The 15,213-nt window shown below is 74.9% G+C and carries 12 protein-coding genes; 4 read left to right on the top strand and 8 right to left on the bottom strand.

All coding sequences use genetic code 11. The features are described 5' to 3' along the window. Positions 1-263: 263 nt before the first annotated feature. The 3 genes from WME89_RS02730 to WME89_RS02740 all read left to right on the top strand — a co-directional run bounded on the left by WME89_RS02730 (position 264) and on the right by WME89_RS02740 (position 3,264). A complete protein-coding gene (locus WME89_RS02730) occupies positions 264-1,427 on the top strand; it encodes an alpha/beta hydrolase (protein ID WP_438007729.1) in 1,164 nt (387 codons plus the stop codon). 84 nt (positions 1,428-1,511) lie between these two features. Beyond that, positions 1,512-2,732, top strand: coding sequence for a GNAT family N-acetyltransferase (locus tag WME89_RS02735; protein ID WP_438007730.1), 1,221 nt, complete (start codon positions 1,512-1,514; stop codon positions 2,730-2,732). A 13-nt stretch (positions 2,733-2,745) separates the two neighbouring features. Further along, positions 2,746-3,264 (top strand): J domain-containing protein, encoded by a 519-nt coding sequence (locus tag WME89_RS02740; RefSeq protein WP_438007731.1) that lies wholly within the window; start codon positions 2,746-2,748, stop codon positions 3,262-3,264. Positions 3,265-3,396: 132 nt separating this feature from the next. On the opposite strand, the gene WME89_RS02745 is transcribed toward WME89_RS02740, so the two are convergent. From WME89_RS02745 to WME89_RS02780, 8 genes are all read right to left on the bottom strand, one after another. Then, positions 3,397-6,600 (bottom strand): protein kinase domain-containing protein, encoded by a 3,204-nt coding sequence (locus WME89_RS02745; RefSeq protein WP_438007732.1) that lies wholly within the window; start codon positions 6,598-6,600, stop codon positions 3,397-3,399. 215 nt (positions 6,601-6,815) lie between these two features. After that, the gene (locus WME89_RS02750; protein ID WP_438007733.1) at positions 6,816-7,610 is read right to left on the bottom strand and encodes a hypothetical protein; all 795 of its coding nucleotides are present in this window, start codon (positions 7,608-7,610) and stop codon (positions 6,816-6,818) included. 362 nt (positions 7,611-7,972) lie between these two features. Then, positions 7,973-8,674: a thioredoxin family protein gene (locus WME89_RS02755; protein ID WP_438007734.1), complete on the bottom strand. Its 702-nt coding sequence runs from the start codon at positions 8,672-8,674 to the stop codon at positions 7,973-7,975. Between the two features lie 37 nt (positions 8,675-8,711). Then, complete coding sequence (locus WME89_RS02760) at positions 8,712-9,605, bottom strand: hypothetical protein (protein WP_438007735.1); 894 nt, start codon at positions 9,603-9,605, stop codon at positions 8,712-8,714. Between the two features lie 2 nt (positions 9,606-9,607). Beyond that, positions 9,608-10,651 (bottom strand): phosphatase PAP2 family protein, encoded by a 1,044-nt coding sequence (locus WME89_RS02765; RefSeq protein ID WP_438007736.1) that lies wholly within the window; start codon positions 10,649-10,651, stop codon positions 9,608-9,610. A 16-nt stretch (positions 10,652-10,667) separates the two neighbouring features. Next, complete coding sequence (locus WME89_RS02770; protein ID WP_437654290.1) at positions 10,668-11,024, bottom strand: cupin domain-containing protein; 357 nt, start codon at positions 11,022-11,024, stop codon at positions 10,668-10,670. 123 nt (positions 11,025-11,147) lie between these two features. Beyond that, on the bottom strand, positions 11,148-12,926 hold the full coding sequence (locus WME89_RS02775) for a DUF4139 domain-containing protein (RefSeq protein ID WP_438007737.1): 1,779 nt from the start codon (positions 12,924-12,926) through the stop codon (positions 11,148-11,150). A 19-nt stretch (positions 12,927-12,945) separates the two neighbouring features. Further along, positions 12,946-14,985, bottom strand: a complete 2,040-nt coding sequence (locus tag WME89_RS02780; protein ID WP_438007738.1) for a DUF4139 domain-containing protein — start codon at positions 14,983-14,985, stop codon at positions 12,946-12,948. A 37-nt stretch (positions 14,986-15,022) separates the two neighbouring features. Here WME89_RS02780 and WME89_RS02785 point away from each other — a divergent pair, with 37 nt between their 5' ends. Beyond that, complete coding sequence (locus tag WME89_RS02785) at positions 15,023-15,184, top strand: hypothetical protein (RefSeq protein ID WP_438007739.1); 162 nt, start codon at positions 15,023-15,025, stop codon at positions 15,182-15,184. Positions 15,185-15,213 lie beyond the last annotated feature (29 nt).

Below are 15,213 nucleotides of genomic sequence, written 5' to 3' on the forward strand. Positions count from 1 at the left end.
GCCGAGGGGGAGGGTACACGAGACGCAGCGCCGTGTGGCATCCGCGGGCCGCCCACGGTGGAGCTTTTTCTGCTCCGGTGCACGCCTCCAGTGCACGCCCAGTGCACGCCGCGCGCCGCGCGCCAGAGCGCGCCCGCTCGAGGGCACCGTGGGAGGTGGTGCGGGACCTGGCGCCGGAGACCCCACGGCGCCGGCGTTCCCTGCGCGGGAGCGGGCGGCACCGAGGTTGCGCACAGCGAAATGATCCGCAATAGACGGAAAGGATGATCCTCCACCAGTCTCTGGTCGAGCAGACGGTCGACCGCGATGAGCGGGACAGGTTCATCAAGGAGCTGGTGGTGGTGCGGGTCCGCAGCACCGCGACCGAGGTCGCGCCGGCGAGCCGTGGGATCGAGGGGGCGCGCGCGCCGGGGGGAGAGGACCCGGGGGTCGACCGGGAGTCGGTGGTCCACGACGTGCCGCTCGCGATGATCCGCAAGCGGAGCGCGCGGCTGCGGAGCACGGCGGCGAGCGTGCTGCTGATCCACGGGTACGGCCAGAACCGGTACATCTGGCACCTGCCGTCGCGCAGCTTCTCGAACTACCTGGCGCGGGCGGGCTTCGACGTCTTCAACCTGGATCTGCGGGGGCACGGGCGGTCGCGGCACCTCGGGGCGCGGCGGCCGGGGCACGTGACCGATTTCGTCCGCGAGGACCTGCCGGCCGCGATCGAGGAGGTCCGGCGCATCTCGGGCCCGCGGCCGGTGTACCTCATCGGGCACTCGCTCGGGGGTCTCATCAGCTACGCGACCGCGCCGACGATGGGCGACGCGGTGGGCGGGATCGTCACGCTCGGGAGCCCCTACCTGTTCACGCACGGCTCGCGCGCGCTCGCGCTGATCGGCCGGCTGATGCTGACGCTCGACCGCCGGGTCCCGCTCGGGCAGGGCGCGCTGGCGCTCTCGGCGTGGGGGGAGCCGTTCCGGTTCGTGCGCGCGTTCGTCGAGAGCCCGATCTTTCCGCTGCCGATCCGCGGGTTCGTCCCCGGCTCGATGGAGACGCGGGTGCTGACGCAGCACATGTCGCTGGCGATGGACAGCGGCAGCATCACGGTGCTCCGGAACATGTTCCTGGACGCGGCGGCGTCGCGGAAGAGCGGGCACCACATGGGGAGCCTCTTCGGTTACGCCGAGCGCTTCGAGGCCCTGGACTTGCCGCTCCTCGTCCTCGCCGGCACGTTCGACGACCTCGCGCCGCCGGCCTCCGTGAAGCCGGCGTACGACTTCAGCCGATCTTCGGACCGGACGTACCGCGAGTTCCCGCGCGGCCACCTCGACATCGTCGTCGGGCGGGACGCGCCGCTCACGGTGTGGCCCCTCATCGAGGCGTGGCTGAAGACGCGCGTCCGGCGGGCGGCGGCGCGCGAGCGGGAGCGGCTGAGCGCATAGCGGGGCTGTCGGGCGCGGGCGTACGAGGCTCGCGTCGCCGAGGTCGCCCCCTCCCTCGCGAGCCCTCTTTGCTATGTTCGCCGCATGCACATCGAGCTCAGGCAGTTGACCGCCGATCAGCAGCGCGAGTTCAGCCGTCCCATCCTCACCGCGTTCGGCGCCGTCGTGGACCCCGAGCGCCTCGAGGGCACGATGCGCCTCCCGGAGCTCACGTCGCGCGTCGGCGCCTACGACGGCGAGTCGATCGTCGGGGCCGCCGGCTCGTTCTCGCTGACGATGACCACGCCCGGCGGCGCCGTCCCTGCCGCCGGGCTCACGGCGGTCGCGGTGATGCCGACGCACCGCCGCCGCGGCATCCTCACGACCCTCATCCGCCGGCACCTCGAGGACGCGCGGGCCGAAGGGTGCCCGATCTCCTCGCTCTGGGCCACCGAGGGCTCCATCTACGGCCGCTTCGGCTACGGCCTCGCGTCCCGCGCGTGCTCCATCTCGATCGAGCGGGACCGCACCGCGTTCCGCGGGGAGGCGGCCGCGGAGGGCCGCGCGCGGCTGCTCGGGGAGGCGGAGGCGCTCGAGGCCTTCGCGCCCGTCTGGGAGCGCGCCCGCCCGCTCTTCCCCGGGATGCTGGCGCGCTCGAAGGTGTGGTGGGAGGTCCGCCGGCTGATCGACAACGACTTCACCCGCCAGGGCGGCGGCCCGCTCCAGCGCGTGGTGATCGAGGTCGACGGGCGCGCCGAGGCGTACGCGCTGTACTGCCTGCACCACCGCTGGGACGTGTCCAACATCCCGGTCGGCTCGGTCCGCGTGATCGAGGCGATCGGCGCGACGCCGCTCGGCACCAGGCTCATCTGGCGGTACCTCTTCAACCTCGACCTGGCGCAGCGGATCGAGGCGAACCTCATGCCGCCGGATCACCCGCTCGGCCTGCTGCTCGTCGAGCCGCGGCGCCTGCGCCTCACGGCGGGCGACGGGCTGTGGGTGCGCATCGTGGACGTCGAGGCCGCGCTCGCCGCGCGCGCCTACGGCAGCGGCGAGCCGCTCACCCTCGAGATCGCCGACCGCGACTGCCCCTGGAACGCCGGCCGCTTCCAGCTGCACGGGGGCGAGCGGCGCGCGGCGCGGACCACGGCGGCGCCGGACCTCCGCCTCGACATCGTGGCGCTCGGCTCGGCGTACCTCGGCGGCGTCTCCTTCCAGCAGCTGGCCGACGCCGGGCAGGTCGAGGCGCTCTCCGAGGGCGCCGTCGAGCGCGCCGACGGCCTGTTCCGCGCCGCGCGCGCCCCGTGGTGCCCCGAGATCTTCTGAAGGCCCGCCCCCGATGACGCTCCCGCTCCGCGGCGTCTACGCCGTCACGCCGACGCGCCGCCGCCGCTTCCTGTGGGCCGCCTGGTGGACGGCCGAGCCGGCGCGCGAGCCGTTCCGCCCTCCGGACGCGAGCCAGGGCGGCGCGCGGACCGTGGAGGAGGCGAGGGCGCAGGCCGAGCGCGCCGCCGGACGCCCGCTCGTCGAGATCGAGCCGGCGTGGGCGACGGCCTGGACGCGCGTCCTGCGCGGCGAGCCCCCCTGGCCGAGGCCGCGCGCGCGCCGCGAGGCGCCGCAGCCGCCCTCCCCAGGGCAGTCGCGGCGCGCTCCGTCGCGGCCGGCCTCCGCGCGCGGCGCGTCGCCGTACGCGGTGCTCGGCCTGCCGGAGGCCGCCGGCGCAGACGAGATCCGCCAGGCGTTCCGCCGGCTCGCGCTCGTCACGCACCCCGATCGCGGCGGCGACGCCGGCGAGTTCATGCGCGTCAAGTGGGCCCACGACGAGGCGCTCTCAAGGCTCCGCCCTCGCCGCCGGTAGCGGCACTCGCCAGCGGCACTCGCCCGCTTCGGATACGGGCCCATCTCGGCGTTTTCGGTGCTCGGCGCACTGGAGTGCGCCTGTGCGCCGAAAACGCCGAGCTGGACCCGTCTCCTGTGCGGGCGAGCGCCGCTACGGGGCGGGGGGGGAGGAGGGCTGCGGCGGCGGGGGGGCGCCGGGCTCCGCGAGCTTTGTCGCCTCGTCGAGGTGCGGGGCGTGCTCGCGCGCGAGCAGCGGGGCGTCGCGGAGCGCCCGCTCCAGCGCGGTCGCGGCGCGGCGGGCGAGGACCAGGCGCTGCGACGGCTCGCGCTCCACCCTCGCCTTCAGCAAGAGCAGCGCGCCCTGCTCGGCGATCGCCGCAGGGAAGACCGGGTCGATGGTCAGCGCGCGGTCGACCAGCGCGAGCCCCGCCTCGACCTCCGCGCGCACGTCGACGACCCCCGGCCCGACGAAGACGGCGCGCAGCCGGTGGACCTCGGCCAGGGCGCCGTAGATCCTCGCGTTGCCGTCGTTCGCCTCGACCGCGCGGAGCAGCGACCGCTCCGCGGCGTCGAGGGGCACCCACGGGCTCCTCCCCCGGGACGTCGCCCACCGCGCCGAGAGCAGGTCGATGCCCCCGAGCGCGAGGAGCGCCTCGGCGTTGCGAGGGTTCGCGTCCACGATGCGCTCGATCGAGCCCCGCGCCGCGCGCAGCGTGCCGGTCGGATCCTCGCCGCGATCGATCGCCCACGCTGCCGCCTCGGCGAGCGCGAGGCCCGTCCCCTGCTGCGCCTCGAGATCCTCGGGGTTCAGGCGCGCCGCCGCGGTGTAGCCGTCGAGCGACCGCGCGAGCGACACCTCCGGGCTCCTGCCGGTGAGCCGCTCGTACCGGCCCTGGATCAGGTACGTCAGGGCCAGGTTGTTGTAGGACTGGTAAGCGTCCGCCCGCAGCCGGAGCGCCGCCTCGAGGTTGTCCTTGGCCACCTCGAGCGACTCCTCGGGCGACGCCCCGTGGTCGAGCTCGTGCTGCGCCCGCCGCGCGTGGAACCAGCCCTGGTTGAGCCGCGGCGGCGCGTCGTTCGGGGCGATCTCGATCGCCCGCTCGATGTGCGACGCGCTGAGCTCGAAGAGGTGCAGGGGATCGGCGCCGTGGGACGCGCTGTAGTCGGCCATCATGCCGAAGGCGATGCCGGTGTCGTTCCACGCCCAGAAGGAGTTCGGGTCCAGGGCGAGCGACCGCTGCATGCTCTCGATCGCGCGCTCGAGCGAGCTCCTCACGTCGAGCCCCAGGGTGCTCTCGTAGGACGCGATGACGAAGTAGCTCGCCCCCATCGAGCCGTGCGCGGTCGCGTCCGACGGATCCCCCTGGATCGCCTGCTCGCTGGACGCGATCGCCTGCGTGAGGTCCGGCCTCGGGTCCGAGCCCCTCGACAGGTCCCGCCTGGCCCGGTGCACGTGGGCCCACGCCCGCTTCGCGTGGGCGCCGCTCGCGCGCGGGTTGGCGCGGAGCGCCCTGTCGCAGCGGTCGATGATCTGCTCGAAGAGCTGCGCCACGTCGCCGCCGCGCTGGGCCTCGATCAGCATGACCTCGCTCATGGCGCTCGCGGCCGCCTCGTGGACCTCGGGATCGCTCTCGCCCATCTGCGCCGCGGCCTCGTACGAGGTGATGGCGGCCCGGAACTCTGCGAGCGCCGCCGCGTGGTCCCCGAGGTCGCGCGCGGCCGTCCCCTTCGCGAACAGGACGTCGCCCTCCAGCTTCTTCGCCTCGTACTCCCAGGGCGACCGCGCGAACGCCCGCCGCGCGTCGCCGAGCGCCTCGTCGAAGCGCCCCTCGTAGAGCTCCATGAGCGCCGCGGTGTACGCCGACGGCGCCGCGGTCGACCTCACGCTGTCCCGCAGGTACTTGATCGCCGGGGCCTTGTGCCGCTCCTCCAGCTCGATCTGCCGCGCGGACCGCTCCCCCCTGTCGGCGAGGCGCATCGCCCGGTCGAGCCCCTTCCGGTAGAGCATCCCGTGCGCGAGCCCCGCCGCGAACTTCGCCTCCCGCGCGGCGTACCCGCTCCCGAGCGCCGCCTCGAGGTGCGTGAGGGCCTCCTCGGGCTCGTGCAGCGCGAGGTACCCGCGCCCGAGCGCGTAGTGGCCGGGGCCCTCGACGAGGTCGCCCGCGGTCCCGCGCATGGCCTGCATCTTCCGGTCGATCTCGCCCATGCGCGCGCGGATGACCTCCTTTTCCCGCGACACCTCGTGGAGGGGGAGCGCGTACGCGTAGCGCATGAACAGCTCCATCTCCTTGACGTCCTGGCCGAAGCCCTCGGCCAGGGACGCCACGTGCGCCGAGAGCTCGGCCTGGCGCGCGGCGGCGAGCTTCGCGCGGAGGGCGACGGCGCCCGAGAGCGACAGCACGACGAGCGCCGCGGCGCCCGCCGCGAGCGCGAGCCGGTGCTTCCGCGCCCGCTTCAGCGCGCGGTAAACGAGGCTCGGGGGCCGCGCGTCGATCGGCTCGCCCTCGAGGTAGCGCCCGAGATCGAGGGCGAGCATCTTCGCGGAGTCGTACCGCCGCTGAGGCTCCTTCTCGAGGCACTTCATCACGATGGTCTCCAGATCGACAGGGATCCCCTTGTCGGCCTGGCGCACCGGCACGGGCAGCTCGTTCACCACCCGCCAGATGAGGCTCGTCACCGACGGATCGACGAACGGCGGGCGCCCGGAGAGGATCTCGTAAAGCGTCGAGCCGAGGCAGTAGACGTCCGTGCGGCGGTCGAGCTGGCGCTGGCCCCCGGACACCTGCTCGGGCGCCATGTAGGCGGGAGTCCCTTCATCGCTCATCGTCGCCCGGCCGTCGGAAGCGATGTCCCGCGCGAGCCCGAAATCGAGGAGGTAGGGGCGAAACGCGCCGTCGGCCGTGCGCTCGACCAGGATGTTCGCCGGCTTGATGTCGCGGTGGATCAGCCCGAGCCGGTGGGCGGCGTGGAGTCCGTCGGCCACGTCGGCCACGATCTTCACCCGCTGCTCGAGCGACATCTGCGGCGCCACGCGGTGGAGCGGCTGGCCGTCGATGTACTGCATGGCGATGAACGGCTGCCCCTGCGCCTCGCCGACCTCGTACACCTTGCAGATGTTCGGGTGCTCGACCCGGGCCTGGGCCCGCGCCTCCCAGATGAAGCGCTGGGCGAGCTCCGGGTCGTTGCCCCGGATGAGCTTGATCGCGACGTACCGCTGGAGCCGGGGATCCCTGGCCTTGTAGACCGTGCCCATTCCCCCTTTCCCGACGAGCGACAGGCACTCATACCGATCCCAGTCGCGGATCGGAAACCGGCTCGGCGCGCGCGAGGAGGGCGGGTCGACGCAGACGAACATCGTGTCCTGCGCGGCGCCAGAGCCCTCCGTGGGGGCGTGCGGCGCGGCGCGAGGGGGCCTGCTCGAGGGGGTTGTCGGGGCGGCGCTGGGCGTGAGCTCCTGATCCGCCGCTCTCGCGGCGTTTCCGCTCTCCGGGCCCGCTCTTCCCACTCGGCTCATCACTCGGACCCTTTTCAACTGCGAAGGCGGAACCCCCCCTGGCTCGGGCCTCGATTCTATTCGAGGAAGGTCGTGATGACCTCCCTCGAGCCGTTGCACGCCGCGTAGCCCATCGCCGGGTCGGCCGCGGCCGAGCAGACAGACGCGCAATCTCCCGTCCGCTGGATGATGCCGCACCCGGCGACGCCGGAGCCGGTGTCATGCCCCGTCGCACACGCGCGGCTCCTCGCGCGGGAGCGTTCCAGATTGTCCGGGACGTGGCATGTGTACAGCGCGGGCATCTCGCCGAACAGGTTGCCCCAGAACGCGCCTTCCTTGCCGGTGAAGGCGCCGCGCTCCTCGCGGCCGGCGGCGAGCTGCGCGCTCGCCTGCGCGCGCATCGACAGCATCACGGGGACGCCGAAGTAGTTGGTCCGCGCGGCGACGCAGGCCGACACCCACCGCTGCTTGACCGGAGACAGCGGCCCTTCCGTCCATTCAGGAGCGAGCCCGACAGCTCCACGGTATTCCTCGGCGCCGCCGGGCCCGTCGAGCTTGATCGCCTGCGCGCGATCGAGCGCGCAGCCGATCGCATAACGGAGGAAGTCGCGGGACACGACCCCTCCGAGCGCCTGGACCTGGAGAGCGCCGATCGCGGTCGACGGTATCGAGTCCGGCCTGAGCGCATTCGGCCAGAATCCATTCGATACGACCCCGCTCGGCGAGAGCTCGGCCGGCGCCGGCGTGGTGGACCCCTGAACCTCCGCGGAGGGCCCGACATCGGCCGTCATCGCGAGCCCTTCCTCGACGGATGCGTCAGGAGCGCAGGCGCACACGAGGGGAAGGAGCAGCGTGAACATGAACCTTCGCATCAGCACCTGCCTTGGGAGCTCCCAGCGTATGGCCCTGAATGGCCATCATCCCTTGGGTCGCTCGCCAGGTAGCGATTTGCCTGGAACGTCAGCTACTGGCGATATTACAGAGCTGCCGCACGACGGTAGACCGGGACTCACGTCCATGTCAATAGCCCAGGACGCGGCGTGTCACCATCGTGTGCAGGCGGCCAGCAGAGGGCGAGCGCGTGACGCCGGCCGCGCGGCGTGCGGCGGGAGCAGGCGGTCGGGTGCGTTGTTCGAGGAAAGAGGCCAGCGCGGAGCGGCGCGTGTCGGGCCGTGTGGGCGCGGTAGGGCGCCAAGGTGGGTGGAGCTGCGATGGCGCTCGTCGGCCGCGCAGCTCAGTACTTGACCGTGCAGCCGAACGCCTCGGTCTCCTTCGTGGAGATCGCCTTGCCGGCGGCGAGCTCGGTCAGCGCCACGTCCACGTAATTCGTGACCTTCTCGTCCGGCTCGGGCTCACCGCCCTTCGTGCTGTCGATGGCGCCCGCGTAGACGAGCGTGCCCTGCGGGTCGATGACGTACATATGCGGTGTGCGCTGGGCGCCGTAGGCGCGCCCGACATCGCCCTTCTCGTCGAGGAGGACCGGATAGGCCATCCCGAACTCGGCCTTGGCCTTCACGTTCTCTTCCCGGGTCGCGCCCTGCTTGCCCGGAGCGCCCGAGTTGATGGCGAGCCACACGACGCCGCTCGCGGTCTGCTGCGCCGGCACGTCCTTCAGGCCGCCCTTGCGGTGCGCGAGCTGTACGAACGGGCAACCCGGGTTGAACCACTCGAGCACGACCGTCTTGCCCTTGTGATCGGCCAGCTTGACCGGCTTGCCGTCGAGGTCCGGGAGCGTGAAATCCGGCGCGGGCTGGCCGATCTTCGCCTGGGCCGCGTTCGCCGGCGCCTCCGCGGCCTTCGCCTTCGGGGCGTCCGCCCTCGGCTGCTGCGCCGCCGCGCTGGTCGCCGCGGGCGCGGCCGGGGCGCTGGCGTCGCCGGGCTGGGTGCACGCCGCGAGCGCCGCGGCGAGGAAGGTCAGGGGAATGAGCTTGTTCATTCAGGACGCTTACCACGCCCCGCGCCCGGCGCCTGGCTCAGGGGAACTCCGGCCAGCGATCGCCGGTGGACCACCGGTACCGCAGGCCGAGCTGCCCGAGATCCGCGCCCAGCAAGCCGAGCCGATCGGGCGTCGCCGCCACGACCATCACCGTCCCCACCGCGTCCAGGTGGTGTGTCAGCGAGATGGCCAGCACCGGGCCGACGCGAACGATGCGGCTGTCGCGGCCAGGGTTGCCGAGCACCTCGGCGGCGGCGCCGAGCCGCAGCTCGCCGTACCGGTCCAGCTCTCCCATATAGCCGAGCCTGGCCCGGTAGAGGTACGGCGGCTTCATCACGGTGTGGAGCGCCTCCTCGTAGAGGTAGTATCCCTCGGGCGTGCCCAGCACCGCATAGCCCGTCGCGACGCCGAACAGGCTGCCTCCGAGCAGCGGTATCGAGCCCGACACCTCGACCTCCCCGGCGACGTAGCGCGCCCTGGGACCCTGCATGAGCTCGGTCTCCCTGCGCGTGTACGACGCCCGGGGCTGCAGGAAGTACTGTGACGTCGAGAAGGCGTATCGCGCGCCGCCGCGGATCTCCAGCCTGGGCAGCGCCGCGCGGAGGCCGACGTACTCCGCGCCTCCGCTCGGCGAGACGCTCGAGTACCCCTCGATCCCGAGCCACGACCAGTGCGGCTTGCCGACGCCGAGCGCGAGGCTCGGCCTGAAATAGATGACGCCGAGCTCCAGCAGCGCGGAGACGAACGGGCGCGCGCCCGCGCTCCGCGCCCAGTACGAGCGCTTCTGCGGGAGGTCGATCCCCGAGGGCGCCGACGGCGGATCGCTGGCCGGCGGCGGCAGGTCGGCCGGATCCTGGGCGCGCGCCAAGGCGGGCACCAGGGCGACCGCGGCGAGCGCCGCGGCGGCGGCGAGGGGGCGGCGGCGCGCCATCGCTAGAACCTGCCCACCAGATACCCGCCGAGCGGCGCCGGCACGAAGCGGATCGACACGGCGTCGCCGCGCCGCGCGCCCGCGTCCGATGCCGCGGCGGCGCCGCCGCGGTAATGCAGGAGCCACGGGACAGCGAGGCCCGTCAGGGTGCCGACGGCCGCGCCCGTGAGCGCGTCGGTCGCGAAGTGCTGGTCCGAGACGACCCGCAGCGTCGCCACGGCGGCCGCCGTCCCGAGCGACGCGACGCACGCGAGCGCGTCGGGCGCGCCGCCGCCGTAGAGCGGCAGGTGCGCGTGGTGCGAGCACGTGAGCCCCGCCGCCGTGAACGCGGTCGAGCTGTGGCCGCTGAAGAAGCTCCGGTACCGCTTGCTCCCGCGGCAGTCGCGGTCCTGCTCCTCCTCGGGCCCGGTGCACACGGCGCGGTAGGGGCGCTCGCGGCTCGTGAGCCCCGCGACGACGCCGTTCAGGGCCGCGTTCAGCGTGAGCGCCTCGATGTCGATCATCGCGATCTCCCACGCGACGCTGCCGCGCCCGTGCCCCCACCAGGCCACGAGCAGGGCGTCCACCGCGAGGTGGTTGGTCATCATCGTGAGCAGGAGATCGCTCGCGTCCCGCGCGATCTCGCGCTGGCGATCGCTCCCGATCCGCAGCGCCTCGCGCGCCGAGCCGTCGAAGCCGTTCACGGCCGTCCACCGGCCCCCCGACGGCGGGATGGCGAGCGTCCCGAAGGCCGTCGCGGCCAGGAGCCCCGTGGCCACGTACTCGCTCGTGCGGAAGCGCGGCCAGCGCGGGTCCCACGCGATCTTGGGCGGCGCGGCGCCGCGCTCGGGCGCCGCCGCCGGGCGCCCCGGGCCAGGCGGCGCCGGGCGCTCGGGGCCAGGCGCGCGCGGCGCCGCCTCGGGCCGGAGCGCGCCGGCGTTTCCGGCGCCCGCGACCGCCGCGCCGGGCGTCGGCGCGGCGGCCTGGGCCCGCGCCGACGGCGCGCCGAGCAGCGCCGCCGCGGCGAGCGCACCGCGGGAGAGCCGGAGGGCTGCAGCGCACCTCAAGGAGCGGACCGCGCGATCAGAAGTCGGGGTGGCCGATGACGAGGAACTCGAGCGGGCCGGCGCCTGCGTTGCGCAGCCCGTGGTGCACGTTCTTCTCGACGTGCATCATCTGGCCGGGGCCGAGGGGCACCTCGCGGTCGCCGATGATGCCGAGCGCCTTGCCGGCCAGGATGTAGATGGTCTCCGTCGTCTCGGTGTGGAGCTCGCGCGAGATCTCACAGCCGGGATCCATCTTGCCCTTGTAGAAGCCGAAGCCCTGCCCGCGGCCTCGCCCCAGCAGCTGCGCGAAGAAGACGCCTCTGTTGGGCAAGTACTCCATGACGTCTTCCTCGGCCGCGGTCAGCACCACGGCCCCATCGATCTGCTGCCTCATGGCGACCCTCCTTCCCCGCGAGTGAAGTTGCTGGAGAATCCATCAGTTACAGAAGGGGACCGCGTCCTGTCAACGGCGCTCCACGGCCGGCATCGGCCGTGGAGCGCCGCCGACCGTCATGTTTCAGAACGGCAACACGACGCTCGCACCGGCGCGGAGCTCGTAGGTGAACGCCATCGTCTTCACGCCCCTCGGCGGCAGCTCGACGCGGCCCCGGAGGAACCCGTCCTTCTCATCGAGCGTCCACCCGGGCGCCTCGCCGAGCGCGACCTCCACCTCGGCCACCTCGCTGACGGGGATCCGCTCGGTGACCAGCACCCGCTTCGTGAGGCTGGAGAGGTTGGAAAGAGAGAGCTTCACGCGCCGCCGGATCTTGCGGCTGCCGGTGATCGCCGTGGTCTCCTGCTTCTCGTCCACGGTGCGCCGGACGCGCACAGCGTCGTCCACGCCGAAGCCGAGCTCGAACGGCTCGCCGGCGCCGACGAAGTCGAGCCGGGCGCGGCCGACGAGGCTGCCGCCCCGCGCGACCCGCACCGGGCCCGCGAGCAGCGGGCGCGGCCGCCCGGCGCCGCCGCCGTCCAGCGTCACGGTCGCGCGCAGGTGCGCCGCGGGGTGGGCCTCGGGGTACAGCACGAGCGCGAGCTCGGCCGGGAGCGAGCGCCGCGCGATCTCGACGCGCAGGGGGCGGCCGTCGGAGGGGAGGGTCACCGGCTCCGCCGCCTCGAAGATCAGCGGCTCGCCCCCGTCGTCCACGCCCGGCATCTCGTCGACGGCGCGCGCCCCGTGGCCGAGCCCTGCCGCCGCGATCGCCTGGTCGCGCGCCTCGACGACGACGCGGCGGCGCTCGAGGTCGGTCTTGCGCCGCAGCCGGAGGACGTCGTCCGCGAGGAGGGGCGCCTCGGCGGTCCGCGCCGGCCGCGCGGTCGAGAAGCGGGCGGCGACGTTCTCCCAGGCCTCGCCCGTCGCCTGCCACGCCGTCGCCCAGGTGGTGAGCTCGACCGAGCCGCCCGCGGCGTCTCCCGAGAGCCGCGCCCCGGCGCCGCCCGCGGCGTCTGCCGAGAGCCGCGCCAGGTGCTCGGGGCGCCAGATCGCGCACGCGACGCGGTACGTCAGCTCGAGCTCGACCGGCTGCGGCGCGGGCGCGTGGATCTCCACCTCGATCACGGCCTCGTAGCGCGGCTGCTCGAGCGACCCCTCCCGCAGGCGGGTCGCGGCGCGCCGGGCGTCGTCCTCGGCGTGCGTCCGCGCGGCGCGCGCCTCGGCCGACGCGGCGAGGGCGTCGGCGAGCGCCGCGCGCAGCGCCTCGATGCCGCCGCGCCACGAGGCGAGGCGCGCGGGATCGCCGGCGTCCTTCGGGACCTCGCTCACCGCCTGGGCCCACTTCGCGAGCAGCTGGTCGAGGTGCGCCTCGCGGCGCGACGCCCGGTCCCGCGCGAGCTCGGCGGCGCCGGCCCGCCGGGACGCCTCGCGCTGCTCGCGCTCCAGCGCGTCGATCGCCTCGCGCCCGAGCGCCGCCTCCCGGTGCGCCCTCCACCGCACGCGCGCCGCCGTCACCCGGACCGCGCCCTCGGCGCCCGCGGCCGGCGCGACGCGCGCCTGCACGGTGCGCTCGTCGACGAACACCGACACGCCGCCGATCGCGACCCACTGCGCCCCGGCCTCGACCTCGACACGCGCGGCGCGCACGACCTCGGCGCGGTCCTCGAACAGCGTCACCGCGCGCGCCGCGCTCGGGTAGGGCGCGCGCTCGGCGGCGCTCCCCTGGCCTGCGCTCGGCGCGGCGGCGCTCACGTCGCCTGCGCCCTCCTCGCTGACGCTCGGCGCGGCGGCGCTCACGTCGCCTGCGCCCTCCTCGCCGGCGCTCCGCTCAGCCCGGCCCGAACCGTCCGCATCCCTTGCCATGGCGCGCTCGTTTTCCCTGTTATTCCCGACGGTTACCGCCGACGACCTCGCTCTTCGAGGAGAACACGACGCGGTAGGTGAAGGCGACGGAGGCCTTGCCGCCGGGCGCGAGCGGCACGCGCCAGCGAAGCCCGCCGCGCACGGGCTCGCCGAGCTCCTCCTGCTTGTACGGCTCGGCCTTCGGCTGCGACGAGAGCAGCGTGATCTCCACGTCCTTGTCGTCCGTCACGGGGATGCGGTCGAGGACCTCGACCTCGACGCCCACGCCGAGCGACGAGGCCAGATCGATCGTGACCGCGTGCTCGACGGCGAGCGAGCCGCCGAGCAGGCCGGCGCTCGACTCGTCCACGCGCGCGTTCCTGGCGACCCGGATCCGCTCCTCGACGCCGAGGCCGGCGCGGAGGACGCCGCCCCGGTCCACGTGCCCGAGCGCGGACTGCGCGGCGAGGGCGCCGTCGACGAAGATGTCGACCGGCCCCTCGAGCAGCGGGGCGTCGAACGGGTTCTCGACGCGCGCCTCGCGGTAGACCTCGGCGGCCTCGCGCGGCACGGCCACGAACCGGGGCGCCGCGGGGGCGCCCGCGGCGCTCAGGGCGACGCGGTGGGGCCTGCCGTTCGAGGGCACGTCGGCGGCGCCCTCGCCCGCGTAGAGGTGGTCGAACTGGCCGCGCGTGTCGCGCGGATCCACGGCGCGGGGCGGGGCGGGGAGGTTCATGATGTCCGCCTGCGCCTGCCGCGCGGAGCGCCCCGCGCGCCGCGGCTTGTCGCGCGCGAGCCGGCCGCGCTGCGGGCCCGCGCCGGGGAGGTGCAGCGCGTCGAAGTCGAGCCACTCCTCGACGAGCGCCGGCTCGATCGGCGCCGGGGCCGCGCCAGGGCCCTCGAGCTCGTCGTCGACGGCGAGCGCATCGTCGGCCGCGCCGGCCGTCATCTCGGCGACCGACGCGCGGGCGAAGGCGGCCTTCGAGGCCAGGGGCGCGCTCGACCGGAACGACTGCGCCGGCGCCGGCGCGCCCCCGCCGAACGACGGGAGCGACAGCCCGCGCGATCGGGCCGGGGCCGGCGCGACGGGCGGCATCGCCATGGCGAGCGGCGCCGGGGGCGGCGGCGCGAAGCTCGCGCTGAGCGCGCTGGACGCTGGCTGCGGGGCGGCGCCGGGCGCGGGCACCCTGTACATCGTCTCGAGCAGCTCCTGGCTGGCCATGGCGTCGGCCGCGACCGTGGCCGGCATCGGCGTGGGCGCGTCGTCCGCGGCGGAGGCGGGCGCCGGGAGCCGAGGCGGCGCGGGGTTGGTCCGCGCGGCCGGCTGGGGGAGGGCGGCGACGAAGCGGTCGAACCCCTCGAACATCGCGTCGAGGCCCTCGGGCGCGGGGCGGTAGCCGCGGCGCGGGGGGCGCTGGGCGCGGCTGAGGCGCAGCGAGGCGAGCTCCGGCAGCCGGGTGTCCTGCACGAGGTCGGCGGTGGACAGCGCGAGGCGCACGTCCTTCCAGTCCTCGCCGGAGGCCTGCGCCACGAGCGCGTCGAGCTGCAGGGCGACCTCCGTCGCGCCGCGCGAGAACCGCGCCGCGTAGGTGGGCCACCAGCGCGCGGCGGCGACGGCGTACTCGAGCCGGAGCGCCGGCTCCCCGCCCGCGCCGTCGCGCGCGGGCGCGAGCCGCACGGCCACGTCGAGGCGCGCCGGCGCGCGCTCCTCGACCTCGCCGCTGGCCGCCTGGGCGGCGTCGAGCTGCGCGGCCAGGAGCTCCTTCCGGGCGCGCTCGAGCTCCGCCTCGACCACGGCCGCGCGCGCGTCGAGCGCGGCGAGCTCGTCCGAGAGCAGGCCGCTCACGGCGAGCGCGTCCCGGATGCGCGCCGCCGGGTCGCCCGGCCGGAAGCGCCGCGCGAGCTCCGGATCGAGCGCGACGGCCCCGAGCTGGTCGCGCCAGAGCCGGAGGTGGGCGTGCTCGGCGGCCAGGCGCTCGATCGCGAGCTCGAGCTCGCGCAGCCGCGCCGACAGCGCGCTCCGCGAGACGGGCGCCGGGGGCACCACGAGCCGCGCGCGCACGCCGATAACTTCGCGCACGTCGCGCACGTCGCGCACGTCGCGCGGGACCCCTGCCGTGCCCGCCGCGCTCGCCGGCTCGCCCGCGGCGGCCACGAGCGCGCGGAAGCTCCCCGGCTCGGCGAGCGGGGTGATCCCTGCCACCGAGATCTCCGTCGCGCCCCGGGGGAGCGGCGCCGCGAGCTCGACGCGGCGGGTGACGATCGCCCCGCGCGCGTAGACGACGACCGCCTCGATACGGCTAGCGCA

The sequence above is a fragment of the Sorangium sp. So ce321 genome, from assembly GCF_051530195.1.
Classification (GTDB): Bacteria; Myxococcota_A; Polyangia; order Polyangiales; family Polyangiaceae; genus Sorangium.